Source organism: Pseudomonas sp. FEMGT703P, assembly GCF_002786345.1.
In the GTDB taxonomy this organism is placed as follows: Bacteria; Pseudomonadota; Gammaproteobacteria; order Pseudomonadales; family Pseudomonadaceae; genus Aquipseudomonas; species Aquipseudomonas peli.
This window is the reverse complement of the sequence record NZ_PGCM01000006.1, coordinates 82,751-106,642: the sequence shown is the minus strand read 5'-3', so window position 1 is coordinate 106,642 and position 23,892 is coordinate 82,751. Positions and strand designations below refer to the sequence as shown.

Here is a 23,892-nt window from a genome sequence, read left to right as displayed (position 1 = left end):
TCGATGGCATCTTCATTGCTCGCCGGCCTGTCCATTCTGATCATTGGCGACAGCCACATGGCGACCCCCAACTACCTGATCGGCGGATTGCACGACGACCTCACCCGCAAGGGCGCCAATGTGCACTCCATTGGCATCTGCGGTGCCAATGCCGGTGACTGGCTTAAAGCCACCCCCGGTGGGGCATGTGGTGCGGCCGAGCGGCGTGGTAAAGAGCCTGCCGTGGTGCTACGTGGCAAGGCCACTACCACGCCGATTCAGCAATTGATCGCCAAGGACAAGCCTGACCTGGTGTTGATCGTGATCGGTGACACCATGGCCGGTTATGACAAGCCTTCGTTCCCCAAAGCCTGGATCTGGCAGCAGACCTCCGGTTTGACCAAGGCCATTGCCGCGACCGGTACGCAGTGCGCCTGGATTGGGCCTAACTGGGGTACAGAGGGCGGCAAGTACGGCAAGACCTACGCCAAGGTCAAACAGATGTCGGCGTTTCTCTCAACCAACGTCGCGCCGTGCAGCTATGTCGACTCGCTGAAGTTCTCCAAGCCAGGGCAGTGGGCCACCACGGATGGTCAGCATTTGAATGCCCAGGGCTACCAGAAATGGGGTGCCGCCATCAGTGCCGCGCTGGAAGATGTGCGCAAGAACGCCGCCAAATAACTCACGCCTTAACCCTTTTGCCATGATCTGATCGAGGAACCCTTCGATGTCTTCTTCCGTACTTGCTGGCCTGACCCTTATGGTTCTGGGCGAGAGCCACATGAGCCTGCAGAATCACCTGACCGAGCCACTCAATGCGGCCTTGGTGGCAAAAGGTGCCAAGGTGCACTCCATCGGCGCCTGCGGTGCCAGTGCGGCGGATTGGCTGATCACCAAGAAGGTTGACTGCGGCGCCGTGCAGGACAACACCGGCAAGCTGGTCCTCAAGGGCAGCGGTGCGACCACCACCCCAATCAAGCAGCTGATTGCGCAGAAAAAGCCGGATGTGGTGGTGCTGGTCATCGGCGACACCATGGCCTCTTATGACAAGCCGGCATTCCCCAAGGCCTGGGCCTGGCAGAGCGTCACCAACCTGACCAAGGCGATTGCTGAAACCGGCACCAAATGCGTATGGGTAGGGCCGGCCTGGGGCAAAGTGGGCGGCATGTACAAGAAAAACGATCAGCGTACCCAGCTGATGTCGCAGTTCCTGGCTGCCAACGTTGCGCCGTGCACCTATGTCGATTCATTGAAGATGTCCAAGCCGGGTCAGTGGATCACCACGGATGGTCAGCATTTCACCGTGGCCGGCTACAAAGCCTGGGGCAATGCGATTGCCGATGCGATGACCAAGCTGCCAGCCGCCAGCCTTAAGGGAGGCAAATGATGCGCGCATTGTTTAGCTTGCTTGCGCTGTTGCCCGTGACCCTATTGCAGGCTGCCGAAATTCCGCTGTACCCCACTGGCCCAAGTGAAGATTCGGCGTTTTTGCGTTTTTTCAATGCCGGGCAGACGGCGCTTGAACTCAGCGCCGCCAATGGCGCCAGCCTGCGCCTGGATGGGGATGTGCGCGCTTCCGATTTCCTAACCGTACCGGCAGGCAAGCCGATCAAAGGCACGCTCAAACAGGCCAATGTAGGGCAGCAGCTGGATATCAGTGTTGCTCCGGGCGAGTTTGCTACCGTGGTCGGTATTACCACGCAGCAAGGGCTTGAGTTGGTCACCGTGCGTGAGATGCCGGATGATTTCAATGCACTCAAAGCGTCGCTGGCCTTCTACAGCCTCGATACGTCCTGTGCCCATGCAGGCCTGCAAGCGGCCGGGCGCAATGTCGATATTTTCAAGGATGTTGCGCATGGTGCCGTGCAGCGTCGCTCGATCAATCCGTTGAGTCTGTCGGTGCAGCTGCGTTGCGGGGGCGCCTCAGTGGGCGAACCGCTGGCATTGGGTGAGTTGGCGTCTGGCCAGCGTTACACCCTGTTCCTAGTGCCCTCGGCTGAAGGTCCACGCCTGTTCAAGGCGCAAGACAATTTGGCTAACTGAGTAGACTCGATAATGGTTTTCGCCTCCCTTGAGTTCCTTACTCTGTTTCTACCTGCATTCATGCTGGTTTACGCTCTGGTTAGGCCAGGTGGGCGAAACCATGTGCTACTCATTGGCAGCTGGTTGTTCTATGGCTGGTTGAGCCCGACCTTCCTGCTGCTGCACGTGGTGCTGACAGTGATCGGCTGGCTCGGTGGCCTGCTGGTGGAACACACCCGCGAACAGTCGCGCCAGCGAATTCGTCTGCTGACGGCGCTGATCGTGCTCAACGTGCTGGTTCTGTGCTGGTACAAGTACGCCAACATCCTGGCTGCGACCTTCAACGAGCTGCTGACCAGCTACGGCGCGATGCCGTTCGAATGGCAGAAAGTGGCGTTGCCGGCGGGCCTGTCGTTCATTGTGCTGCAGGTGATTTCCTACCTGGTCGACGTGCACCGCAAAGTGGTGCCGGTAGAGCGCAGCTTTGCCAACTTTGCCACCTATCTGGCGATGTTCGGCCACTCGATTGCCGGGCCGATCATTCGCTACGACTGGGTGCGCCAGGAGCTGCAGCAGCGCTACTTCAACCCGCTGAACTTTGCCCTGGGTTCGCGCCGTTTCATGATCGGCCTGAGCATGAAGGTGCTGGTGGCCGACAGCCTGTCGCCGCTGGTGGCGGTGGCCTTTGCCCTGGAAAATCCGTCCTTTGTCGATGCCTGGATCGGTTGCCTGGCCTATTCGCTGCAGCTGTTCTTCGACTTCGCCGGTTACAGTGCCATGGCCATCGGCCTGGGCCTGATGCTCGGTTTCCACTTCCCGGAGAACTTCAACCGGCCGTACTGGGCGCGCAATATCCAGGACTTCTGGCGGCGCTGGCACATCTCGCTGTCCAGTTGGCTGCGCGACTATTTATACATCGGCCTGGGCGGCAATCGCTTCGGTACCTGGAAGACCTACCGCAACTTATTCCTGATCATGGCTATCGGCGGTCTATGGCACGGTGGTGATAGCTGGAACTACGTGCTGTGGGGAGCTGCGCACGGTATTGCACTGTGTATCGACCGCGCCTGGAGTCGTGCTGGCTGGCCTGATCTGCCGGCCTGGCTGGCGCATACCGTGACCTTGCTGTTCGTCTTCCTAGCCTGGACATTGTTCCGCGCACCGACTTTCGACGCTGCATTGAACATGTACGCCGGACAGTTTGGCCTGCATGGCTTCGCCCTGGGCGATGCCCTGGCCGCCACCTTGCGCCCGGCGCATGGGATTGCCACGGCACTCGGCATCGTTTGCCTTCTGCTGCCGTTGTATCAGGCGCGGGCGGAGGCTCGTTTCGGTGAGATATGGGCGTTTCGGGCAGTCGGCGCGGTGTGGCCGATATTGGGCTTCCTGCTGTCGTTCGCCCTGATCACCAGCCGGGAAACCGTGCCCTTTTTGTACTTCCAGTTCTAGGGGCTGCGATCATGTCGAAAAAAGATAATTCCCTCGCGCCCGTCATGCCCAGCCGAATGATGATTCGTTTGAGTCCATTAGCTGGCGTGGTCATGTTTACCTTTCTATTGACCGGCCTGGCAGCTTGTCTGTGGGCCATACTGGTCAGTGGCAAGGTTGACTTGCTGCCGGAGAAGCTTGATTGGGACGCCATCCGGAACGGCGAAATCACTCATCATATTGCTAAGGAGTTGGCCCATGTGCCTTTTGCCAAGAGCGCTGCTGACCTGGAGCGTGCCGCCAGTTGGTTGGCGATTGGTGATACCGGTCCCCGTGTGCGTCAAGGCTGTGCGAACTGGCTGTTTCTGACCGATGAGCTGAAAATTCATCCACATGCTGCTGCAGATGCTGATGCGCGTGCGCAGAAAGTCGCAGCGTTGCAAGAGCAGCTCAGCAAGCGTGGTATTCGTTTGCTGGTAGTGCTGGTGCCGGACAAGAGCCGCATTGCTTCGCAGCAGTTGTGTGCCGTTGAGCGCTCACCACTGTTGGCCAGCCGTGCGCAGGATTGGCAGCGGGTACTGCAGGCCAAGGGCGTCGAGGTGTTGGATTTGGCTCCGACGCTGCAACCACTTGGCAGCGATGCCTTCCTGCGTACCGACACGCACTGGAGCGAAGTCGGCGCCGAGCGCTCGGCTGCAGCGGTGGCCGAGCGGATAGCCGCACTGGGCGTTAGCCCAACCCCGGCCAAACAGTTTGTGGCCAGTGTTACGGCGCCGCAGCCGCGTCCCGGCGATCTGGTGCGTTTGGCTGGGCTCGATTGGTTGCCTGAGAGCCTGCAGCCAGCCATGGAGCAGGTGGCAGTCACCCAGATCAAGGAAGTGCAGGGCGCCGTCGAGGAAGCCGCATTGGGCGAGGATGATCTGTTCGGCGACAGCCAACTGCCGAACCTTGCCGTGATTGGCACCTCGTTCTCGCGTAACTCCAACTTCATCCCTTTCCTTGAACGTGCGGTGGGTGCGCGAGTGGGCAACTTTGCCAAGGATGGCGGTGAGTTTTCTGGGGCTGCTAAAGACTATTTCAGCAGCCCGGCGTTCAAGCAGACGCCGCCTGAGGTGCTGATCTGGGAAATTCCTGAGCGTGATTTGCAGTCACCTTACCGCGACGACATCATGCTGGACGGCCAACCCGGTTGAGGGAATGAGCACTCAAACAAAAGGCCATGCTGCACCGCATGGCCTTTTGCTTTACGGGTTTACTGAAGCGCTGCTAGATGATGCCGCGCTCATCAGCATTGATCAGGCTGTGTAAGCCCCCGAGTGATTCCCTGGCTTGAGAGCGGGTCAGAAGCTTGGTCTGAACCGCTGCCGGAAGATCTGTGATGCGGATGACGCCTTTACTGATCAGCAAATGCACTAAATCGTCCACGACGCGGATCATGTCCAGGTCGCTTTGCTTCAGTTGCATAAGGTTCGATTCAAGGTTCTGGCTGGCAAACCATGCTTGAATCTCGTCTGAGTCGGCCGTCAGGGTGTTGGTCATGCTCTCGAACGGCATCACTTCCACTCGCCGCAGATGGCCGCTGGCATCCCGCTGGACATAGAACATCGGCATTATCCTTCCCTATGACCCGCCCTCGGCAAGTCCCGCTATTGAGCTTAGCTGGAACGTCGGCTCCGACCAGTTACAAAGCCCAGCTTCCTGCTTCCTGCTTTATGCGGTCAATACCGATTTAGTCGATGAACAATTGCTGCACCACCGAGAAGTCCTGCTTGCCCTTGCCTTGCTTGAGCAGCAGGCGATACAGCTGCAACGCCAGCGCGCCCATGGGCGTGCTGCTGCCGCTGGCCTGTGCGGCCTCCTGGGCGAGACCCAGGTCTTTGGCCATCAGCTCGGCCATAAAGCCGCCGCTGTAGCCTTTGGACGCCGGGGCGTTTTCCATCACGCCGGGCCAGGGGTTGTACTTCTCCAGCGTCCAGTTGCCGCCCGAACTTTGCCGCATGATCTCGGCCAGCACTGCTGGCTCCAGGCCGTTGGCCACGCCCATGGCCATAGCTTCGGCGGTGGCGATCATCTGCACCGCCAGCACCTGGTTGTTGCATACCTTGGCCACTTGGCCTGCACCGTCGGGGCCGGCGTGGAAGATGTTCTTGCCCATGGCCTCGAAGATCGCCCGAGCTTTTTCCAGCGTGGTTGCCGCGCCGCCGATCATAAAGGTCAGGGTGCCGGCTGCCGCGCCGGCCGTACCGCCAGACACGGGCGCGTCGAGCAGTTCGATACCGCGCGCCGCCGCCGCTTGGTGCACCTTGCGTGCGGCTTCCGGGGCAATGGTCGAGCATTCCAATACCAAACTGCCGGGCTTGAGCGCGGCCAGCAGGCCATTATCACCCAGGTATAGGCCTTCGACATGGCGGCTGGCCGGCAGCATGCTGACCACCACATCGGCATCCTGCACCGCGTCCAGCGCGCTGCTGGCTGCTTGCGCGCCGTCCTTGGCGAGGTTTTCGACGGCTGCTTGCAGCAGGTCGAAGACCCTCAGGTTGAAGCCGGCCTTGAGCAGGTTGCGCGCCATGGGTAGTCCCATGTGGCCGAGGCCGATAAAAGCGATTGTTGTCATTGTTATGCTCCTGTCGCGCTGAAGAGTGGCCGTTGCCGGGTTAGAGGTCTGCCAGTGGGTGGGCGCCGTCCCAGGCGGGGGCGAAGTGCGCGTCGATTACCTGCTGCGGAATGCTCGCCACATCCGGCCAGTGCCAGCGCGGCGCGTGGTCCTTGTCGATCAGCCGCGAGCGCACGCCTTCAGGGAATTCTGGGTGGCGGCAGCAGTTCAGGCTCATGGCGTATTCCATCTGAAATACTTCGGCCAGGGACAGCTGTTTGGCGCGTTTGATCTGCTCCCATACCAGGTGTCCGGTCAGCGGGCTGCCGCCGGCCAAGGTCTTGGCTGCGCGGGCCAACAGCAGGTCGCTGTCGCTGTGCAAGGCGCTGATAGCATTCCAGGCGTGGGGCAGGTCGGCGGTATCGAGCAGTTCGTCGATACGCGCGCGACGCGGCAACCATTGGGCTTCTGGCAGTTCAGCCAGGGCCTGGTTTTCCAGGGCCTTGAGCAGGCTGTGCAGTTGCTGCGCGCTCTGCTCCTGCCAGTTGAGCTGGGCCAGGCCATCGAGTAAGTCGTCCTGCTGGCTGTCGAGCAGCACGCGGTCGGCCAGGTCCAGATCCAGCGCATCCCTGGCGTTGATGCTGCTGGCGGTCAGGCCGAGAAACAGGCCGAGCTTGCCCGGCAGGCGCGCGAGGAACCAGCTGCCGCCGACATCCGGGTACAAGCCGATATTCACTTCCGGCATGCCCAGGCGGCTGCCTGGGGTGACGATGCGAATACCTGCACCCTGCATCAGGCCCATGCCGCCGCCCAGCACATGGCCGTGGGCCCAGCAGATAAAGGGTTTCGGGTAGGTGTGGATGCGGTGGTCGAGGCGGTATTCGTCAGCAAAGAAGCGTCGCGCCAGCGGCGGGATTTCGCCAGGGTGTTCGCGGCACTGGTGCACCAGCTGTACCACGTCGCCGCCCGCGCAGAAGGCTTTTGGACCATTGCCGCGCAGCATTACGCAGGTGATGCTCGGGTCGTCCGCCCAGGCCTTGAGCTTGGCATCCAGCGTTTCGATCATCGGCAGCGACAGGGCGTTCAGGCTCTTTTCCGCATCCAGGCTGGCGATGCCGATGCGCATACCGTGTTGGGCCGGGCGTTCTTCGAATTGCACATTCATCGTAGTTGTCACCCTGCGGATTATTTATTGCGCCACTGCGGGTCGCGTTTTTCCAGGAAGGCGTTGACCCCCTCGCGGGTGTCGTCGGCGTCGAACAGGTCGACAAAGCGCTCGCGCTCTTCACTCAGCCAGGTGTTCGGGCTGCGTTCGCGGGCGCCCTGGATCAGCGGTTTGATGGTGCGCACAGCCACCGGGCTTTGCCGCGCGACCTTGGCCGCCAGCAGCAGGGCATGACCACGGGCTTCGCCGGTATCGACCACTTGCTCGACCAGGCCGATGCGCTGGGCGGTGTCTGCATCCACCCGCTCGCCGCAGAGGATCATGCGCTTGGCCCAGCCTTCGCCGATCAGCCAGCTCAGGTGTTGGGTGCCGCCGGCGCAGGGCAGTAGGCCGACCGTGGCTTCTGGCAGGGCCATTTGCGCCTGGCGTTCGGCGATGCGGATATCGCAGGCCAGCGCGCATTCCAGGCCGCCGCCCATGGCGTAGCCGTTGATCGCGGCGATCGAGACGCCACGGAAATCGCGCAGCGCTTCGAAGGCTTCGCCAAAACGCCGGGCCATTTCACGGGCGCGGGCTTTATCGCCGTCGGCGAACAGCTTGAGGTCGGCGCCGGCACTGAAGAACTTGCCACCCTGGCCGGTGATCACCAAGGCGTAGATGTCATCGTCGCGGTTGAGGTGTTCAAGTAGCAGCTTGAGGCCGATCAGCGAGTCGCGGTCCCAGGTATTGGCCGGCGGCTGGTTGATGGTGATCAGCGCGGTATGGCCGTGTTTTTCCACGGTGAGCTTGTGGGTCAGGTCAAACACGCCGGGGTTGTAGGCTTCGATGGCGTTGCTCATAACGGTCCTCGTCAGGTTGCTCCCCTCTCCCCGAGGGGAGAGAGAATTAAAAGCTACAGCAAACGATCCAGCATGCCGCCTTGATCCAGCAGGCGGCGGGCGATGATCACCCGCATTATTTCGTTGGTGCCTTCGAGTATCTGGTGCACGCGGCTGTCGCGCACCCAGCGCTCCAGCGGGTAGTCGTTGAGGTAACCGTAGCCGCCATGCAACTGCAACGCCTCGTTGCACAGGTTGAAGCAGTGGTCGGTGGCGAAGCGCTTGGCCATGGCGCAATACAGGCTGGCTTCGCTGTGAGCGTGGTCCAGCTTGTGCGCGGCCAGGCGTACCATCTGCCGGCTGGCGGTCAGATCAGTGAGCATGTCGGCGAGCTTGAATTGCAGGGACTGGAAGTCACTTAGTGGCTTGCCGAACTGTTTGCGTTCTTCCACATAACGCAGCGATTGCTCCAGCGCCGCTTGTGCAGCACCCAGCGAGCAGCTGGCGATATTGATACGCCCGCCATCCAGGCCCTTCATCGCGTAAACAAAGCCCTGGCCCTCGGGCCCGATGCGGTTGCCCGCCGGTATACGCACACCTTCGAAGGTGATAGTGCGGGTCGGCTGGGCGCGCCAGCCCATCTTCAGTTCGTTGCGACCGTACTTCACTCCCTCGGCATCGGCCGGCACCAGTAAGCAGGACACACCCTTGGCGCCGCTTTCGTCGCCGGTGCGCGCCATCACGATCAGCACATCGGTGGAGCCGGCGCCGGAGATAAAGCACTTGCTGCCGTCCAGCACGTAGTCGTCGCCATCACGCTTGGCGCGGGTGCGCAGGTGCGCGGCGTCGGAGCCGGCGTCCGGCTCAGTGAGGCAGTAGGAGGCCAGCAATTCGCCGCTGACCAGGCGCGGCAGCCAGGCATCCTTCAGCGTTTGGTCGGCGAAAGAGGCGAGCATCCACGAGGCCATATTGTGGATGGTCAGAAATGCCGTGGTGGCAATGCAGCCGGCCGACAGTTGTTCGAAAATCAGCGAAGCGGACAGGCGGGATAGGCCGAGTCCGCCATCCTCTTCATTTATATAGAGGGCCAGGTAACCCTGTTCGGCGGCGCGCTTGATCACATCCACCGGGAAGTGGTGGTCGCGGTCCCAGTCGGCGGCATGCGGGGCCAGTTCACGGCTGGCAAACTGGCGGGCGCTTTCTACCAGCAGGCGTTGTTCATCGCTGAGTTCAAAATCCATTGGTGATCCTTAGCGGGATGGGTAATCCCCGGCAGTTAAGGCCAGGCCAACTCGTGATTAGCCTGGCGTTCGGTTACTTGAGTTGAATAGTCATATTTGCGCCTGCTACGGAGTCCTCATCGAACCAGCGGCTGGTGACCGTTTTGGTTTCGGTGAAGAAGCGTACGCCCTGTTTGCCGTAGGCGTGCAGGTCACCGTAGAACGAACCCTTCCAACCGGTAAAGGAGAAGAACGGCAGTGGTACCGGCACCGGTACGTTGATGCCGACCTGGCCGACTTCCACCGCGTGCTGGTAATGCCGCGCCGCGCCGCCGGAGCGGGTGAAGATTGAGGTGCCGTTGCCGTAGGGGCTGGCGTTGACCAGCTCGATGGCCTCCTCAAGCGTATCGACTTCCATGCATACCAGCACCGGGCCGAAGATTTCCTCGCGGTACAGGCTCATCTTGGCGGTAACGCCGCGAAACAGGGTTGGACCGACCCAGTTGCCATTGGGGTAACCCTCGACTGCGCAGTGCGAGCCGTCCAGCAGGCACTCGGCGCCCTCCGCTTTACCTTCGGCGATCAGGCGCAGCACGCGCTGTCTTGCCTGCTGGCTGATCAGCGGGCCGAAGGCGGCGTGGCCATCGGTCCAGTAGCCGGGTTGCAGGTCGGCCATCTGCGCCTGCAACTCGTCGATCCAATGCTTCGACTCGCCGACAAACACCGCCACGCTGATCGCCATGCAGCGCTGCCCGGCCGCGCCGCAGCTGGCGCCGACCAGGTTGCTCAGCACCTGCTGCTTGTTGGCGTCGGGCATGATCACCATATGGTTCTTCGCCCCGGCAAAGGCCTGCACACGCTTCAGGTGCGCGGTGCCCGTACGGTAGATATGCTGGCCAACCGGCACCGAGCCGACGAAGGAGATGGCGCGGATATCTGGATGGGTCAGCAGGCTGTCGACCACTTCGCGCGCGCCGTGCAGCACCTGCAATACGCCCTTGGGCGCGCCAGCTTCGATAAACAGCTCGGCCAGGCGGTTAGGCGTCAGCGGGTCCTGTTCGGACGGCTTGAGAATAAAGGTATTGCCGGCGGCGATGGCCAGGGGAAACATCCACAGCGGAATCATCGCCGGGAAGTTGAACGGGGTGACGCCGACGCATACGCCCAGCGGCTGAATCCAGCTGGCGGTGTCGATGTCGCGGGCCACGTTCTCCATGGTCTCGCCCATCATCAGGCTGGCGATGTTGCAGGCTTGTTCCACCACCTCGATACCGCGCCAGACATCGCCCTTGGCATCGGCCAGGGTCTTGCCGGTTTCGCCTGCGAGGATTTCCGCCAGCTCGTCGTGGTGTTCCTTGAGCAGATGCTGGTAACGCAGCATCACCCGTGCGCGGTCGGAGACGGGCACTTCGCGCCAGGTGAGGAAGGCTGCTTTGGCACTGGCAATCGCTGCTTCGATTTCCTCGGCGGTGGCCTTGGGGGCCAGCGCCAGTACTTCCTGGGTCGCCGGGTCGGTGACTTCGATAAATTCACGGGCGCGGCTTTCGCGCCATTCACCGTCGATCAACTGCGGGATTGCCTTGGCCATGCGTTCCTCCGGCGAGCCTCTGCATGGGCTCGGTTGTTGTTTTGTCCGTGTTATAGCCGCCTTGCTCGGCTTTGTGGATTGACGATCTTGGTCTACAGATGGACTATCTTGGTATTGAATCAATAGCCAGGATACCCATGAGCGTGCAGGTTGATACGTCCAACTGGCCACTGCCCGCCAATGGCGTGCGCTTTATTACGCCGCCGAGATTGCGCCGCCTGTTGGCGCGCAGCCCGCTTGCGCAGGGCTGCTATCCGCTGGCTCTCGGCTTTTACCCGCAGGCGCAGGGGCACCGCATGCATCGCCCGCAGCCGGAGGACCATTTGCTGATCTACTGCCGTGCCGGGCAGGGCTGGCTAGAGACAGCGGATGGACGATTAGCTGTCAGTGGTGGCGATTTGCTGCTGTTGCCGAAAGGCGTGATGCATGCCTATGGCGCGGACGTGGACAAGCCCTGGACGCTGTACTGGGTGCACTTCGACGGCGATCTGGTGGCGGACTTTCTCAAGCCCTTAGGCAAGGGGCCGCTGTGGCGTATCGGCGTGCAGCCGCGTTTGCTCGCTGAGTTCGATGCCTTGCTCAACCTGCGTAAGCAGGGTCTGAACCTGGCGCACTTCGTTCATGCCGCGCACCAGTTGCAGGTGCTTCTGACCTCACTGGCGGTGCTGCCGGCACGCACCACCTTGAAATCCGGGCGAGTGCTCGATGTGGACGCGGTGCAGGCGGTGATGCGTGCGCATCTGCACGACGCGCTAAACCTCGATGAGCTGGCCGCGCAGTTCAAACTGTCGCGCTTTCACTTCGCCAAGACCTACCGCGCCCTGACCGGCCATGCGCCAATTCAGGACTTTATCCAGCTGAAAATGGCCCACGCCTGCCGCCTGCTCGATGAAGGCGAGCAGGGCATCCGCCAGGTGGCCGAACAGCTGGGCTATGACGATGTGTATTACTTCTCGCGGCTGTTTCGCAAAGTGGTCGGCATGGCACCCAGTCATTACCGGGCGCTGCATCAGGGATAAGTCAGAAGTTTTAGGGGGCAGGCGGCTGCTTTCCGGCCAAGGGCTGGGTCTGAAATATCAACGCTTAGTGCGAACCGATAGATTGCCGGTTATTGGCAAGTCGCTAACGTGCAGTCGGATGGTTCATGCCTAACCCGGGTGATACAGCCGCGGGGGCTTCTGTGGGCAGCTTTAGGGTCAAGATAATCAGTACTGCGCCCACGCCGGCAATGGTTGCGTACACCCCAGCAAAGCTGCCGCTGTAATTGGCCAGCAGACCTGCGCCGTAATTGCCGAGCATGCCGCCAGAGCCTTGCATCACGTTGGCAACGCCAAATATGGATACCGCCATGGCGCTGGACGATGCCAGTTTGGAAACGTAAGCGGGGATAAGGCCGAAAATGGGATAGAAGGCCGTAGAGAACAGCGCCGCTGCGACTAAGGGCCAATGCCCTGAGGGACTTACAACGAATATCAGTGCCGCCGTTACCACACAGCCGTAGACCAACAACATGGCGGCGCGCAGCCCCGTGCGGTCGGAGAGCCAACCGACTGCCAGTCCTGCAAACATGCCAACGAAGCCGATCACGGCCCAGACCTGTGCGCTGTATTGCACGTCAAAACCCAGTTCCGTGCGCAGGTAGGACGAGAGGTAGGTTTGGAACGGAAAGGTGGCAAACCCGATCAAGAAATTCATCGACCAGATCAGCAGCACCCAGGGTTGTATCAGCGCTGAGCGCTTGCTGGGCACTGTCAATTTAAGGGCTGTGGGCGCTACAACCGGCTGCGAGGTTGTGCTGAGCAAACCGCCTTTCTTGAAAACCACCAGCACCAGCAGTGCCATGGCTACGGTGAGCAACCCCACCCACCACCACACGCTGCGCCATTCACCTGGCGCGGCATACAGCGGCACCAGCAGGCTGTTGATCGCCACCCCATAACTGGTTCCGCTGGATACCAGGCCCATGGCCAACCCCCGGTAGCGGTAGGCCGTGACCCTAGAGATGACATCGACCATCGGCACAAACACAGTCGCCGCCGTACCCGCCAACAGGGTCAGTAATGCGCCGATCACCAGGATGTTGTTTGACAGCGGAATCAGCAGTAATGCCAGAGCACACACCGCCCCGGAGGCCACGATCATCCAGCCGCCACCGATCTTCGGTGTCAGCCAGACAGCCAGCAAGGCACAGAGTAGAAAGCCCAGCTGCGCCGAAGCGGTGATACTGCCTACATAGGAGAAATCGAAGCCCAGGGAGGCCTGCATGTCCGGTACGAGCTGGGCAAATAGGTAAATCCCGAAACCATAGGTCGCGGCGACCAGGCTGGTTAGCAACACGACAATCGCAGCATTCAAACGCATGGTCTGCACCCTGTGGGCGGTTGGGATTGTTAGCACTCAGGCGCGGGTTGCAACACGACGTGATTGAGGCACACCTATCCACGGATGCACTGCACTTGGCTGTGCGTCCATCTTTAAGTCAGCGTGAGGGGGCTATTGATCACGCAGCGCCAGAGGTACTGATTTTTTCAGTACGCTGCTGCAGGTGACTCTACTGAGCGGGCAGTTCGGACGACTGATAAAAGCGTCCTAGATATGTTTTATAACGCCATGTCTTTGGCTTTTTGCCGATCAGGAAACGTTCTAAGCGCTGTTCAATTGTCGTAAGCACGTCATGCCATACGGCCGTTTTAAGCCGTAGGGTTAAGCCACGGTTTGGGACGCGTCGATCGTGGCCAGTCTCCTGCGTTCCGGTAGGTCGGTTTTAGCGACAGTATGAAGATGGTGTGCTTGCGGGTTGTTCCGCGCGCTCGCCTTGACTTGCCTAGCCGCCTTCCTTAGCGTGCCGTCTTCGTTGGATTAAGCAGGAATCAGGCATGAGCGCCGCCGATAACGTCAAACTCGAAGCCGGCTGGAAGGCCGCTCTGCATGAAGAGTTCGAGAAGCCCTATATGCGTGAGCTGGGGGATTTTCTGCGCAGCGAGAAGGCCGCAGGTAAGCAGATTTATCCGCCCGGTTCGCTGATTTTCAATGCGCTTAATTCCACCCCGTTGGCGCAGACCAAGGTAGTGGTGATCGGCCAGGATCCGTATCACGGCCCGGGTCAGGCCCATGGTCTGTGCTTCTCAGTGCAGCCTGGGGTGAAGACGCCGCCGTCGCTGGTGAATATCTATAAAGAGCTCAAACGCGACCTGAATATCGATATTCCCGACCACGGCAACCTGCAGCATTGGGCGGAGCAGGGCGTGCTGCTGCTTAACACTTCATTGACGGTGGAGCATGGCATCGCCGGCTCCCATGCCAAGATCGGCTGGCAGACCTTTACCGACAAGGTGATCGAGGTGGTCAGCCAGCAGCAGGAGCGTCTGGTGTTTCTGCTCTGGGGCGCCCATGCGCAGAGCAAGGAAAAACTCATCGATGTCAGCAAGCATCTGGTGCTGAAATCCGTGCACCCTTCGCCGCTGTCGGCGCACCGTGGCTTTATCGGCAACGGCCATTTCAGCCGTGCCAACAAGTTCCTCCAGCAGCATGAGCTGAGCCCGATCGACTGGCGCTTACCTGCGGTTTAACAGCCTGTTAAGCGGCGTCGCACTGCTGCTCGGCCAGATCGCGGCGCAGGTCGCGCAAGCGATGACTCAGGCGCTCGCGCTGCGCCTCATCGCTGTTGCTCAACAGCTGGCTGAACAGCGTGGCCAGCGCCTGGCGTGAGCGCCCATAACTGGCGCGGTACTCGTCGCTGTAGAAGCTCTCGCGTTGCTGCAGCAGGCGGGTTACTCGTTCGGCGAAGTCCGCGCTATCGCGTTCGGCGACCACCTTGCGCAGCTCTGCCTGCCACAGTTGCCGATTCTCCAACCACAGGCGGTTCTGCTCGCCGAGGCCATTGGCCCAGGCGGCGATATGTTCTGTCTGGGCACTGTTCAGGCGGCCCATCCAGGCCCGCAGGCGTTCCTGCATACGCTCACTGCGTTCACTGATCTGGGTGGCCAGGGGCGGGTCGAGAAAGTCCTGGCGATCTTCCAGATTGTCTTCATCAATCGCGGCGTAAAGCTCGCTGACCTGCTGTTCGCTCAGGCCTTGTAGCAGTTCAATGGCGGTGGGGGTGATCTCGACGCCGATGCGTTTGAGCGCGGCATCGAATTGGGCGAACTGTTCAAGCAGCTGAGCGCTGTCTGGCTGCGGCTGGGCGAGGATGCTTTCGGTGGTTTGCAGCCACTCGATATAACGCGGCAGCTCGGCGCTGCAGTGCCATTGCAGGTGCGTCTGCAAGCGGGGCTTGAGCCAGGCCTGCTGCTGGCTGTTGAGATTCAGGTAATCGTTGAGCCGCCAGGGCACCAGCCAGTCCAGGTTGCGATACGCCAGGCCTGCACGGCTGCAGGCGCTAATCAACAGGCTCAGGCAAAGCATTAGCAGCAGGGTTTTCACGGCGGGCCAGCGCAGTTCGCTCATGTGGGGTGCCTCGTTAGACCAGGCCTGAGAGTACCCCCGTGGTATGCGCCTGGGTGGCTGCGGACATATCTGTTAAACAAAAACTGCTGCGGTGCAGGCAAAAAAGAGCCCGCACAAGGCGGGCTAAATGTGGTCGTCAAAGCGCTTTCAGCTGCGTTGCCAAAGCCTGAATAACGGCTCGGCGAGAAACATCACCAGAAACAAGCGCAGCACCTGCAGAGCGGTGACCAGCGCCACCGAGAGTTGCAGGGCTTCGGCGGTCAGGCACAGCTCGGTGATGCCGCCAGGCATCATGCCGAGCATCAGCGCATTCTGGTTTTCCCCGGCCAGCCAGCCCAGGCCTTGGCCCAGTGCGGCGGCGGCGAGCATGGCAAGCAGGCAGAACAGCAGGATGCGTGCGAGAAAACCCGGAGCGCTGCGAAAGAAGTTGCGGTCGAAGTGACAACCCAAGGCGCAGCCGATCAGCCATTGGCCGACCTGACCCAGGCCGTCGGGCAAACCCAGATGCAGATCGAAGCTCACGCTGGCCACGGCGCAGACGCTTAGCGGGCCAAGCATCCACGGGTTGGGTTGGCCCAAACGTCCCCATAACCAGGCCAGCAGCGCGCCAGCCGGGAGCAGCACCGCCAGCCAGGGCCAACTGACCGCTGCTGGTAGAGGCGGCTCGATGGGCGGCAGGCTCCAGGTGAAGATTGCCGGAATCAACAGCACCACCAGCAGCAGGCGCAGGCTATGGGCGGCCGCCACCTTGGCGGTTTCGGCGTTATGCCGCTGGGCCAGATTGACCATCTCGCTGGCTCCACCGGGCATGCTGGCGAAGAACGCGGTGGCGCGATCCAGTCCGGCGCGGCGCAGCACGATGATGCCGATCAGGCTGAGCAGCAGGGTGAGCAGGGCACCGAGCAGAATGACGCCGAAGTGGCTGAGGAGCTGGCTCAACACCTCGCCGGTAAAGTGCAGGCCGATGGCGCTGGACACCAGCCACTGGCCGGTCTTGCGGCCGCCCGGCGGCTCGGTGATCAGCCAGCCGCTGCAACGCGCGACGATAACCGCCAGCAGCGAGCCGATGATCCACGGCAAAGGCCAGCCGATCAGGCTGGCCAGATAGCCGCCTAACAGGCCGACCAGGGGCGTGGCCCACCAGCTTTGCCAGCCGGTGAGCGCATGGAGCTTAGGCATTGGCCAGTTGCGCCGCACGGCGCGAACGCCACCAGCGCAGGCCCGGCAGGCCGAGCATCAGCGCGGTGAGTGCCCAGAGGCACAGGCTGATCGGGCTGTTCCAGAGGATGCTCAGGTCGCCAGCGGAGATCGACAGGGCGCGGCGCAGGTTGTCTTCCATCAGCTCGCCAAGGACGAAGCCGAGGATCAGCGCCGACAGCGGGAAGTCCAGCTTGCGCAGGATATAGCCGAATACGCCGAGGCCGATCATCAGCACCAGGTCGAAGGTGGTGCTGTGCACCGCGTAAACGCCGACCATGCTGATCACGGTGATCGCTGGCACCAGCACCCAGTTGGGCACGCTGAGCATGCGGGCGAACAGGCCAACCAGGGGAATGTTCATCACCAGCAGAATCACGTTGCCGATAAACAGCGAGGCGATCAGGCCCCAGACCACGTCCGGTTGCTGTTCGAACAGCAACGGGCCGGGGGTGATGTTGTACAGCGTCAGCGCGCCGATCATCACAGCGGTGGTACCAGAGCCCGGGACGCCGAGGGTCAGCATCGGGATCAGCGAGCCGCAAGCCGAGGCGTTGTTGGCTGCTTCCGGCGCCGCCAGGCCGCGCAGATCACCGTCGCCGAATTTGCCGTTCGGGCCGGCCATGCGCTTTTCCGTCATATAGGTCATGGCGCTGGCGATGGTGGCGCCGGCACCTGGCAGGACGCCGATGACGAAGCCGGCCAGGGAACTGCGCACCATGGTCCAGAAGGTGAAGCAGAACTCTTTGAAGTTGAATAGCAGGCGGCCGCTGGCCTTCACGGCTTTCTGGCCGTTGTGGGTTTTTTCCAGCATCAGCAGCACTTCACTGACGCTGAAGAAGCCGATTACCACGATAACGAACTGGATGCCGTCCGAGAGGCTAACGCTGCCGAAGGTGAAGCGATACACGCCCGTGGTCGAGTCCACTCCAACCGTGGCCAGGGCTAGGCCGATCAAAGCAGCCATCAAGGTTTTTACTGGCTTGTCGCCGACCATGCCACCCAGGCAGGCGATGGCGAAAATCATCAGTACAAAGTACTCGGCCGGGCCGAAGGCCACTGCCCAGTTGGCCAGAATTGGCGCAAACAGCACCACGCCGCAGGTCGCGATCATGCTGCCAATAAACGAGCTGACGGCCGACAGCGACAGGGCGATCCCGGCCTTGCCCTGGCGGGCGAGTGGGTAGCCGTCGAGGGTGGTCATCACCGCTGCGGCGTCGCCGGGTACGTTAAGCAGAATCGCCGAGATACGTCCGCCATACTCACAGCCCAGGTACACGGCAGCGAGCAGAATCAGTGCGGTTTCCGGTGACAGGCCGAGGGCAAAGGCCAGTGGCAGCAGCAGCGCTACGCCATTGATTGGGCCAAGGCCCGGCAACAGGCCGACGATGGTGCCGACAAAGGCACCGAATAAGGCCACCAGCAGGTTTTCCGGTCGGGTCGCGACTTCGAAACCTTGCATCAAGAAATTCAGGGTTTCCATTTTCAGCTCTCCACGAAGGCTTCGAACAGGCCGAGGGGCAGCGGCACATCCAACAGATAATCAAACAGGCCATACAGCAGCACGCCCATCAGCACGGCGCTGATGGCGCAGGGCAGCGGGCGACCGGTAAACAGCAGGCCAAGGGCGAAGGTGGCCAGCGCGGTGCTGATGACAAAGCCGAGCACTTCAAACAGCACCGCATAGGCCAGCAGCGCCAAGACGCACAGCACTGCACGCAAGGCCGCGCGGGTATTCAGCGTCTGCTCCAGTAGGCCCGGTTTGAATATCAACCACAGGCTGCCAGCAGCCATCAGGCTGAGCAGCAACAATGGATAGGCGCGCGGCCCGACCGGGTCATAGGCGAAGGGTGCCTGGAAGCCCCAGGCGATGACGGCGAGAACGGCGCAAAACAGCAGCCAGCTCGCGGCGAACAGGCGAACGTACATGGCGGATTACCTAGTCGATAAAACTAAAGGGGCGGAAGGGCCGTAGGATGGGCATCACGCTGTGATGCCCATGGGGTGTTACACCGTGGGTTACGCCGCTGCGCGACTAACCTACGTGGCCCGACCCATCCTACGAATTGCGGCGCGGCCGCTTACTGCATCAGGCCGAACTCGCCAGCCAGCGCCTTGTATTCCTCAACTTGCTTGAAGACCAAGGCTTTCAGTTCGTCGCCAGTCACCGACAACGGCAGCAGATCGCGCTGTTCACGTAGGGTGGCGAAGTCTTCACGGGCCAGCAGGGTGTCGAACTGCTGTTTCCACCAGTTGTACTGCTCGTCCGTGACCTCTGGGCCCATGTAGAAGCCGCGGATCACCGGCCAGACGATGTCGTAGCCCTGTTCCTTGGCGGTGGGGATATCGGCCAGTTTGCCTGGCAGACGTTCTTCGGAGAGCACGGCGAGGATGCGTACTTTCTTCGCCGCCAGTTGCGGGGTAACTTCGCCCAGACCGCTGGAGGTGACCTGCACATGGCCGCCGAGCATAGCGGTGAGAGTTTCGCCGCCGCCCTCAAAGGCTACGTAGCGCAGGTTTTTTGGGTCGATACCGGCCAGACGGGCGATCAGCGCGGTCTGCATCCAGTCCTGGCCGCCGATGGTGGCGCCAGCGCCGAAGACGATGCTGGTCGGGTCTTTCTTCAAGGCTTTGACCAGATCGTCCAGGCTCTGGTACGGCGAGTCGGCACGTACGGTGATCGCGCCGTAGTCGGTGCCTACCGCAGCCAACCAGCGCACGCCGGTTTCGTCGTAACGGCCGAACTTGCCTTGCGCCAGGTTGAGCAAGGATCCGCTGGAGAACGCGGTGATGGTGCCTGGATCATCAGCACGCTGGGCGATCACCGCGTTGTAAGCCACCGCGCCGACACCGCCGGGCATGTAAGTGACGCGCATCGGTGCTTTCAGCAGGCCGGCGTCTTTCAGGCCGCTTTGCGCCAGTTTGCAGGTCAGGTCGAAGCCGCCGCCGGGCTTGGCCGGGGCGATGCATTCTGGGCGCTTGGGTTCGGCAGCCAGCAGTTGGCCGGCGAAGGCCATGCAAGCGGTGGCCAGGGCGATGCGGGTAAAGGCAGTTTTCATGGGGTATTCCTCTGTTCTCTTATTGTGGATTACCAGATCGGCAGCGTGTAGCCGACGATGACGCGGTTCTCGTCCGCATCGCGGGCGAAGTCGGATTTGAAGCTGGCGTTACGCAGGCGCACGTAGACATCTTTCAGCGGCCCGCTCTGCACCACGTACTTGACCTCGATGTTGCGTTCCCACTCGCCGCCGGTGTCATCAGTGCCGGCGATTTGCGCGTCGCTGCCTTTGATGTAGCGGGTCATAAAGCTCAGGCCGGGGACGCCGAGCTTGCCGAAGTCGTAGTCGTAACGGGCCTGCCAGGAGCGCTCGTCGGCGTTGGCGAAGTCGTTGATCTGCACGAAGTTGACCAGGAACGGGTCGCTGCCATCGATGTAGGCGTAACCGGTGTCGCCGCTCATGTCCTGAAATCCCAGGCCCAGTTTGTGGCCGTTGATGCCGTAGGTGAGCATGGCGTTGAAGGCGCGGTTGTCGATCTTGCCGGCATTGGATGCGCCGCTGTCCTTGCTCAGCATCATCCGTACATCAGCACTGAGGGTGCCGCTGCCCAGCGGTTGGCTGGCGAGCAGACCGAAGAAGTGCTGGCGGTAGATATCATCGAGGTCGGCGAAGTAATAACGCCCGCTCAGGCCCTTGGCGAACTCATAATCGAGGCCCATCAGGTCCAGATGATCCGCCGTGATGCCGGCAGCAAAGCGGCGGTTCTTGCTATTGAGGATCAGCTCTTCGGAGTTGGTCGAGGCGCGGTCGATGACTTTATCCAGGCGCCCGCCGGTAAAGGTCAGGCCGTCAAGTTCGCTGGAGGTCAGCAGGCCGCCTTCGAACACCTGCGGCAGCAGGCGGCTGTCGCTGGCCTTGACCACCGGCAGCTCTGGCACGTGCGAGCCGTAGCGCAGCTCGGTATTGGAGACCTTGACCTTGGCTGTCAGGCCCAGGCGACCGAATTGGTCCGGGGTGCCGCCATCGTCTTGTACGGGGAGCAGGTCGGTGCCGGTGCGGCCGCCGCCGGAATCCAGTTTGACCCCAACCACACCCAGGGCATCAAGGCCAAAGCCCACGGTGCCTTCGGTGTAGCCGGACTGTACGTCGAGCCAGAAACCTTGGCCCCACTCTTCACGCTTGTTCTGCTGGCTGCTGGTGCCTTCGCGGAAATCACGGTTGAGGTAGATATTGGTGGTGGTCAGGCTGGCTTTGCTGTCAGCCACAAAGTCGGCGTGTGCAGCGGGGGCAAGCATGGCGGTAGCGATTGCTAGGCTGAGCAGGTGAGCAGGCGCAAGCGCCTGATGAGATGCAGTCGGCATCCTGTGGTCTCCATTATTGTTTTTGTCACGGCTGCGCACCACTGCGTCAGTCGTTCAGGTCGGTGGATCGAGCCACCTGAAACCGATGCTAGGGGGTCAAGCTTTCACCAAGCTTTCAGTTTGAAAGAAAGTCGTGGGGGCATTCGCAGCGGCCTCTGCGCCGTTACACTGGGCGCATAACAACAAGTTCGTGGAGTGCTACTACCGTGCGAGTCCTACTGGTCGAGGACCATCTGCCCCTGGCTGAAAGCGTGGCCCAGGCCCTGCGTGGCATCGGGCTTAATGTAGATGTGCTGCATGACGGCGTGGCGGCTGATCTGGCCCTGAGCAGCGAGGATTACGCCCTGGCGATTCTCGATATCGGCCTACCGCGCCTGGACGGTTTTCAGGTGCTGGCGCGTTTGCGTGAGCGTGGCAATACCCTGCCAGTGCTGATGCTCACCGCCCGTGGTGAGGTGAAGGACCGCGTGCATGGTCTTAATCTCGGTGCCGATGATTACCTGGCCAAACCCTTTGAAGTGAGTGAGCTGGAAGCACGGGTCAAGGCACTGCTGCGCCGTACTGTGCTCGGTGGCGAGCGCCAGCAACGCTGCGGCAACCTGCTGTATGACCTGGATACCCGGCGCTTTACCCTTGCCGATGCTCTGCTGACCCTGACCTCCCGCGAACAGGCGGTGCTGGAGGCGATGATTGCCCGGCCTGGGCGGGTGATGAGCAAGGAGCAGTTGGCCGCTCAGGTGTTTGGTCTGGATGAAGAGGCCAGCAGTGACGCCATTGAAATTTACGTCCATCGCCTGCGCAAAAAGCTCGAAGGGAGCGGGGTGCGCATCGTCACCTTCCGTGGCCTGGGCTATTTGTTGGAGGCTGTTGGTGACTGAGCATCACCCGCTTGAAAACCACGAACCGGGCAGCCTGCGCGGACGGCTGATCCGCCGCTTGGCGGTGTTGCTGGCGTTGATTCTGCTGGTCAGCAGTCTAAGCGCTTACTGGAGCGCTCGGCATGCCGCCGATACTGCCTACGACCGCACCTTGCTGGCTTCGGCGCGGGCGGTTGCCGACGGCTTGTACACCACCGCCGAGCGCTTGAATGCCAACGTGCCGTATGTGGCACTAGACACCTTTGCCTATGACAGTGCAGGGCGCATCTACTACCAGGTGTTGGATGTGCAGGGCGCGCTGGTGTCGGGTTATGAAGACCTGCCGCCGCCGCCGGCCCATATCAAGCGCACAGAGGATTATCCGGCGTTGGCGCGTTTCTACGATGCCGAGTTTCGTGAGCAGGGTGTGCGGGTGGTCAGCCTGCTGCAGCCGGTCAGTGAGCCGGGTCTTAACGGCGTGGCGGAAATCCGTGTGGCGGAAACCCAGGGCGCGCGTGAGCGCATGGCCCGCGAGCTGTTGCTCGGCACCTTGCTGCGCATGGGCGTGCTGTCGCTGAGTGCGTTGCTGTTGGTGTGGCTGGCGGTAAGCGCTGCGCTGCGGCCACTGGAAGCCTTGCGCCGCAGTGTGGCGGCGCGCACCAGTGATGATCTGCAGCCGCTGTCGAATCTCGGCATGCCACGTGAACTGCGCCCATTGATCGATGCGCTGAACCAGTTCAATGACCGGCTGCGCAATCTGTTCGAGCGCCAGTCACAATTTATTGCCGATGCCTCCCATGAGCTGCGCACGCCCTTGGCCGCGCTCAAGGCGCGGGTTGAGTTAGGGCTGCGCGCGCAGGAGCCCTCGATCTGGCGCAGCACGCTGGAAGAGGCCGCGCTGAATACCGACAAACTGACCCATCTGGCCAATCAGCTGCTTTCGCTGGCACGTATCGAAAGCGGTGCACGGGCCATTGCTGAAGGCGGCGCGCAGCGTCTAGATCTCAGCCAACTGGCGCGTGAACTGGGCATGGCGCTGGCACCACTGGCCCATGCACGGGGGATTGCGCTGGCACTGGAGGCTGAGCAGGCGGTATGGGTCAGTGGCGAGCCGACGCTGCTCAACGAGCTGCTGTGCAACCTGCTGGATAACGCCTTGGCGCACACCGCTGCCGGCGGCAATGTGATTCTGAGGGTATTGCCGACTGGGGTGCTGGAGGTCGAAGACGACGGCCCGGGAATTCCGCCAGAAGAGCATGAGCGGGTGTTTGCGCGCTTCTATCGGCGCAACAACAAAGGCTCTGGGGCAGGCTTGGGTTTGGCGATTGTCGGTGAAATCTGCCGGGCGCATCAGGCTGAGATCAGCCTGCACCAGGCGCAGCCACACGGTCTGTTGGTGCGCGTCGAGTTTGCCGGCGTAGACGTCTGACTCAGGGCGCGAGGCTGAGTGGCTGCTGGATTTCCAGCAGGTACTGGGTAACCTTGCCGCTTTCGCGCAGTTGCGTCAGGCCTTGGTTGAAGCGGGCGATCAGCTCGGCATTGCCGGGTACTTCCCGCGAGAGCAGCAGGTGCAGGCTGTCGCTGCGTAGGGGCTTGGGGTGAAAGCTCAGTTGCGCGCGCTCGGCTGCGCTGAAGTGCTGATGCAGCATGTCGAAGCCGACCACCTTGTCCATTGGAAACAGATCGACGCGGCCGGCAATCAGTTGGCGAAAGGCGGTTTCATCACTGGTCACTCGATTGACCCGCAATTGTCCGCTGGCTTCGGCCTGCTGAAAGGCTGCGCCATAGTCATAGCCGCGGGTGCCGACCAGGCGTCGACCTTGCAGGTCGCCAATCTGTTGCCAGTCAAAGCTGTAGCCCTTGCGGTGGAACAGGTAGTAACCGCTTTCCACCACTGGGTCGCTGATAAAGAACTTTTCTTCACGCTCACTGCTGTGCAGCCAGACCGCGCTTCCATCGCGTTTGCCGCGCTCGGCCAGTTGCAGCGAGCGTGCCCAGGGGTGGAACTCCCAGGTCACCTCAACTCCCTGCAGGGCAAAGGCTTCGGCGACGATGCGTGATGCGACGCCCTTATGCGGCAGTTGTTCTCCCAGATAAGGAGGCCATTCACCGTTGGTCAGGCGCACAGATTCTGCGGCAGTGAGGCTGCCGCAGAACAAGCTGAATAGAAGGTGTAGCAGCAGTAGGCGCATGAACCGAATGCCAAAAACGGGGACTGC

23 protein-coding genes are annotated in these 23,892 nt (G+C 61.5%); 9 read left to right on the top strand and 14 right to left on the bottom strand.

Annotated elements, in window-relative coordinates; all coding sequences use genetic code 11:
- The first annotated feature begins 3 nt into the window (after positions 1–3).
- The 5 genes from CUR33_RS10605 to CUR33_RS10585 are packed head-to-tail and all read left to right on the top strand — an operon-like array spanning position 4 to position 4,622.
- Entirely contained in the window at positions 4–660 is a 657-nt protein-coding gene (locus CUR33_RS10605; RefSeq protein ID WP_289239590.1) for an SGNH/GDSL hydrolase family protein, read from the top strand.
- A gap of 46 nt (positions 661–706) precedes the next feature.
- A complete protein-coding gene (locus tag CUR33_RS10600) occupies positions 707–1,366 on the top strand; it encodes an SGNH/GDSL hydrolase family protein (protein ID WP_282876417.1) in 660 nt (219 codons plus the stop codon).
- Positions 1,363–2,022, top strand: coding sequence for an alginate O-acetyltransferase AlgF (locus CUR33_RS10595; RefSeq protein WP_289239589.1), 660 nt, complete (start codon positions 1,363–1,365; stop codon positions 2,020–2,022). The genes CUR33_RS10600 and CUR33_RS10595 overlap by 4 nt, the downstream gene beginning before the upstream one ends.
- 12 nt (positions 2,023–2,034) lie before the next feature.
- Positions 2,035–3,450 carry an MBOAT family O-acyltransferase gene (locus tag CUR33_RS10590; RefSeq protein WP_289239588.1) on the top strand — a complete coding sequence of 472 codons (1,416 nt, stop codon included), beginning with the start codon at positions 2,035–2,037 and terminating at the stop codon, positions 3,448–3,450.
- A gap of 11 nt (positions 3,451–3,461) precedes the next feature.
- The gene (locus CUR33_RS10585) at positions 3,462–4,622 is read left to right on the top strand and encodes an alginate O-acetyltransferase AlgX-related protein (RefSeq protein WP_289239587.1); all 1,161 of its coding nucleotides are present in this window, start codon (positions 3,462–3,464) and stop codon (positions 4,620–4,622) included.
- Between the two features lie 73 nt (positions 4,623–4,695).
- Here CUR33_RS10585 and CUR33_RS10580 read toward each other — a convergent pair whose 3' ends face one another.
- From CUR33_RS10580 to CUR33_RS10555, 6 genes are all read right to left on the bottom strand, one after another.
- Positions 4,696–5,034, bottom strand: coding sequence for a tryptophan synthase subunit beta (locus tag CUR33_RS10580; RefSeq protein WP_090251940.1), 339 nt, complete (start codon positions 5,032–5,034; stop codon positions 4,696–4,698).
- Between the two features lie 124 nt (positions 5,035–5,158).
- Complete coding sequence (mmsB, locus tag CUR33_RS10575; protein ID WP_289239768.1) at positions 5,159–6,049, bottom strand: 3-hydroxyisobutyrate dehydrogenase; 891 nt, start codon at positions 6,047–6,049, stop codon at positions 5,159–5,161.
- Positions 6,050–6,083: 34 nt separating this feature from the next.
- A complete protein-coding gene (locus CUR33_RS10570; protein WP_289239586.1) occupies positions 6,084–7,187 on the bottom strand; it encodes an enoyl-CoA hydratase/isomerase family protein in 1,104 nt (367 codons plus the stop codon).
- Positions 7,188–7,207: 20 nt separating this feature from the next.
- Positions 7,208–8,026 (bottom strand): enoyl-CoA hydratase, encoded by an 819-nt coding sequence (locus tag CUR33_RS10565; RefSeq protein ID WP_289239585.1) that lies wholly within the window; start codon positions 8,024–8,026, stop codon positions 7,208–7,210.
- A 53-nt stretch (positions 8,027–8,079) separates the two neighbouring features.
- A complete protein-coding gene (locus CUR33_RS10560; RefSeq protein ID WP_289239584.1) occupies positions 8,080–9,246 on the bottom strand; it encodes an isobutyryl-CoA dehydrogenase in 1,167 nt (388 codons plus the stop codon).
- A 73-nt stretch (positions 9,247–9,319) separates the two neighbouring features.
- Positions 9,320–10,813, bottom strand: coding sequence for a CoA-acylating methylmalonate-semialdehyde dehydrogenase (locus CUR33_RS10555; RefSeq protein WP_289239583.1), 1,494 nt, complete (start codon positions 10,811–10,813; stop codon positions 9,320–9,322).
- Between the two features lie 137 nt (positions 10,814–10,950).
- On the opposite strand from CUR33_RS10555, the gene CUR33_RS10550 reads away from it, so the two are divergent.
- The gene (locus CUR33_RS10550) at positions 10,951–11,832 is read left to right on the top strand and encodes an AraC family transcriptional regulator (protein ID WP_289239582.1); all 882 of its coding nucleotides are present in this window, start codon (positions 10,951–10,953) and stop codon (positions 11,830–11,832) included.
- Between the two features lie 103 nt (positions 11,833–11,935).
- Here the strand turns inward: CUR33_RS10550 and CUR33_RS10545 are convergent, their stop codons facing one another.
- The gene (locus CUR33_RS10545) at positions 11,936–13,174 is read right to left on the bottom strand and encodes an MFS transporter (protein WP_289239581.1); all 1,239 of its coding nucleotides are present in this window, start codon (positions 13,172–13,174) and stop codon (positions 11,936–11,938) included.
- A 515-nt stretch (positions 13,175–13,689) separates the two neighbouring features.
- On the opposite strand from CUR33_RS10545, the gene ung reads away from it, so the two are divergent.
- On the top strand, positions 13,690–14,382 hold the full coding sequence (ung, locus tag CUR33_RS10540) for a uracil-DNA glycosylase (protein WP_289239580.1): 693 nt from the start codon (positions 13,690–13,692) through the stop codon (positions 14,380–14,382).
- Positions 14,383–14,389: 7 nt separating this feature from the next.
- Here ung and CUR33_RS10535 read toward each other — a convergent pair whose 3' ends face one another.
- The 6 genes from CUR33_RS10535 to CUR33_RS10510 all read right to left on the bottom strand — a co-directional run bounded on the left by CUR33_RS10535 (position 14,390) and on the right by CUR33_RS10510 (position 20,816).
- Entirely contained in the window at positions 14,390–15,259 is an 870-nt protein-coding gene (locus CUR33_RS10535) for a DUF6279 family lipoprotein (RefSeq protein WP_289239579.1), read from the bottom strand.
- 147 nt (positions 15,260–15,406) lie between these two features.
- Positions 15,407–16,438 carry an AbrB family transcriptional regulator gene (locus tag CUR33_RS10530; RefSeq protein WP_289239578.1) on the bottom strand — a complete coding sequence of 344 codons (1,032 nt, stop codon included), beginning with the start codon at positions 16,436–16,438 and terminating at the stop codon, positions 15,407–15,409.
- On the bottom strand, positions 16,431–17,939 hold the full coding sequence (locus tag CUR33_RS10525; RefSeq protein WP_090251969.1) for a tripartite tricarboxylate transporter permease: 1,509 nt from the start codon (positions 17,937–17,939) through the stop codon (positions 16,431–16,433). Before CUR33_RS10525 ends, CUR33_RS10530 begins: the two co-directional genes overlap by 8 nt.
- 2 nt (positions 17,940–17,941) lie before the next feature.
- The gene (locus CUR33_RS10520) at positions 17,942–18,385 is read right to left on the bottom strand and encodes a tripartite tricarboxylate transporter TctB family protein (RefSeq protein WP_289239577.1); all 444 of its coding nucleotides are present in this window, start codon (positions 18,383–18,385) and stop codon (positions 17,942–17,944) included.
- A 152-nt stretch (positions 18,386–18,537) separates the two neighbouring features.
- Positions 18,538–19,515, bottom strand: a complete 978-nt coding sequence (locus CUR33_RS10515; protein ID WP_282876405.1) for a Bug family tripartite tricarboxylate transporter substrate binding protein — start codon at positions 19,513–19,515, stop codon at positions 18,538–18,540.
- Positions 19,516–19,544: 29 nt separating this feature from the next.
- Complete coding sequence (locus CUR33_RS10510) at positions 19,545–20,816, bottom strand: OprD family porin (protein ID WP_289239576.1); 1,272 nt, start codon at positions 20,814–20,816, stop codon at positions 19,545–19,547.
- 206 nt (positions 20,817–21,022) lie between these two features.
- Here CUR33_RS10510 and CUR33_RS10505 point away from each other — a divergent pair, with 206 nt between their 5' ends.
- Both CUR33_RS10505 and CUR33_RS10500 read left to right on the top strand, forming a co-directional pair.
- Positions 21,023–21,694 carry a response regulator gene (locus CUR33_RS10505; protein ID WP_289239575.1) on the top strand — a complete coding sequence of 224 codons (672 nt, stop codon included), beginning with the start codon at positions 21,023–21,025 and terminating at the stop codon, positions 21,692–21,694.
- Positions 21,687–23,102, top strand: coding sequence for a sensor histidine kinase (locus tag CUR33_RS10500; protein WP_289239574.1), 1,416 nt, complete (start codon positions 21,687–21,689; stop codon positions 23,100–23,102). The genes CUR33_RS10505 and CUR33_RS10500 overlap by 8 nt, the downstream gene beginning before the upstream one ends.
- Before the next feature lies 1 nt (position 23,103).
- Here CUR33_RS10500 and CUR33_RS10495 read toward each other — a convergent pair whose 3' ends face one another.
- The gene (locus CUR33_RS10495; protein ID WP_289239573.1) at positions 23,104–23,865 is read right to left on the bottom strand and encodes a substrate-binding periplasmic protein; all 762 of its coding nucleotides are present in this window, start codon (positions 23,863–23,865) and stop codon (positions 23,104–23,106) included.
- Between the last annotated feature and the right edge of the window lie 27 nt (positions 23,866–23,892).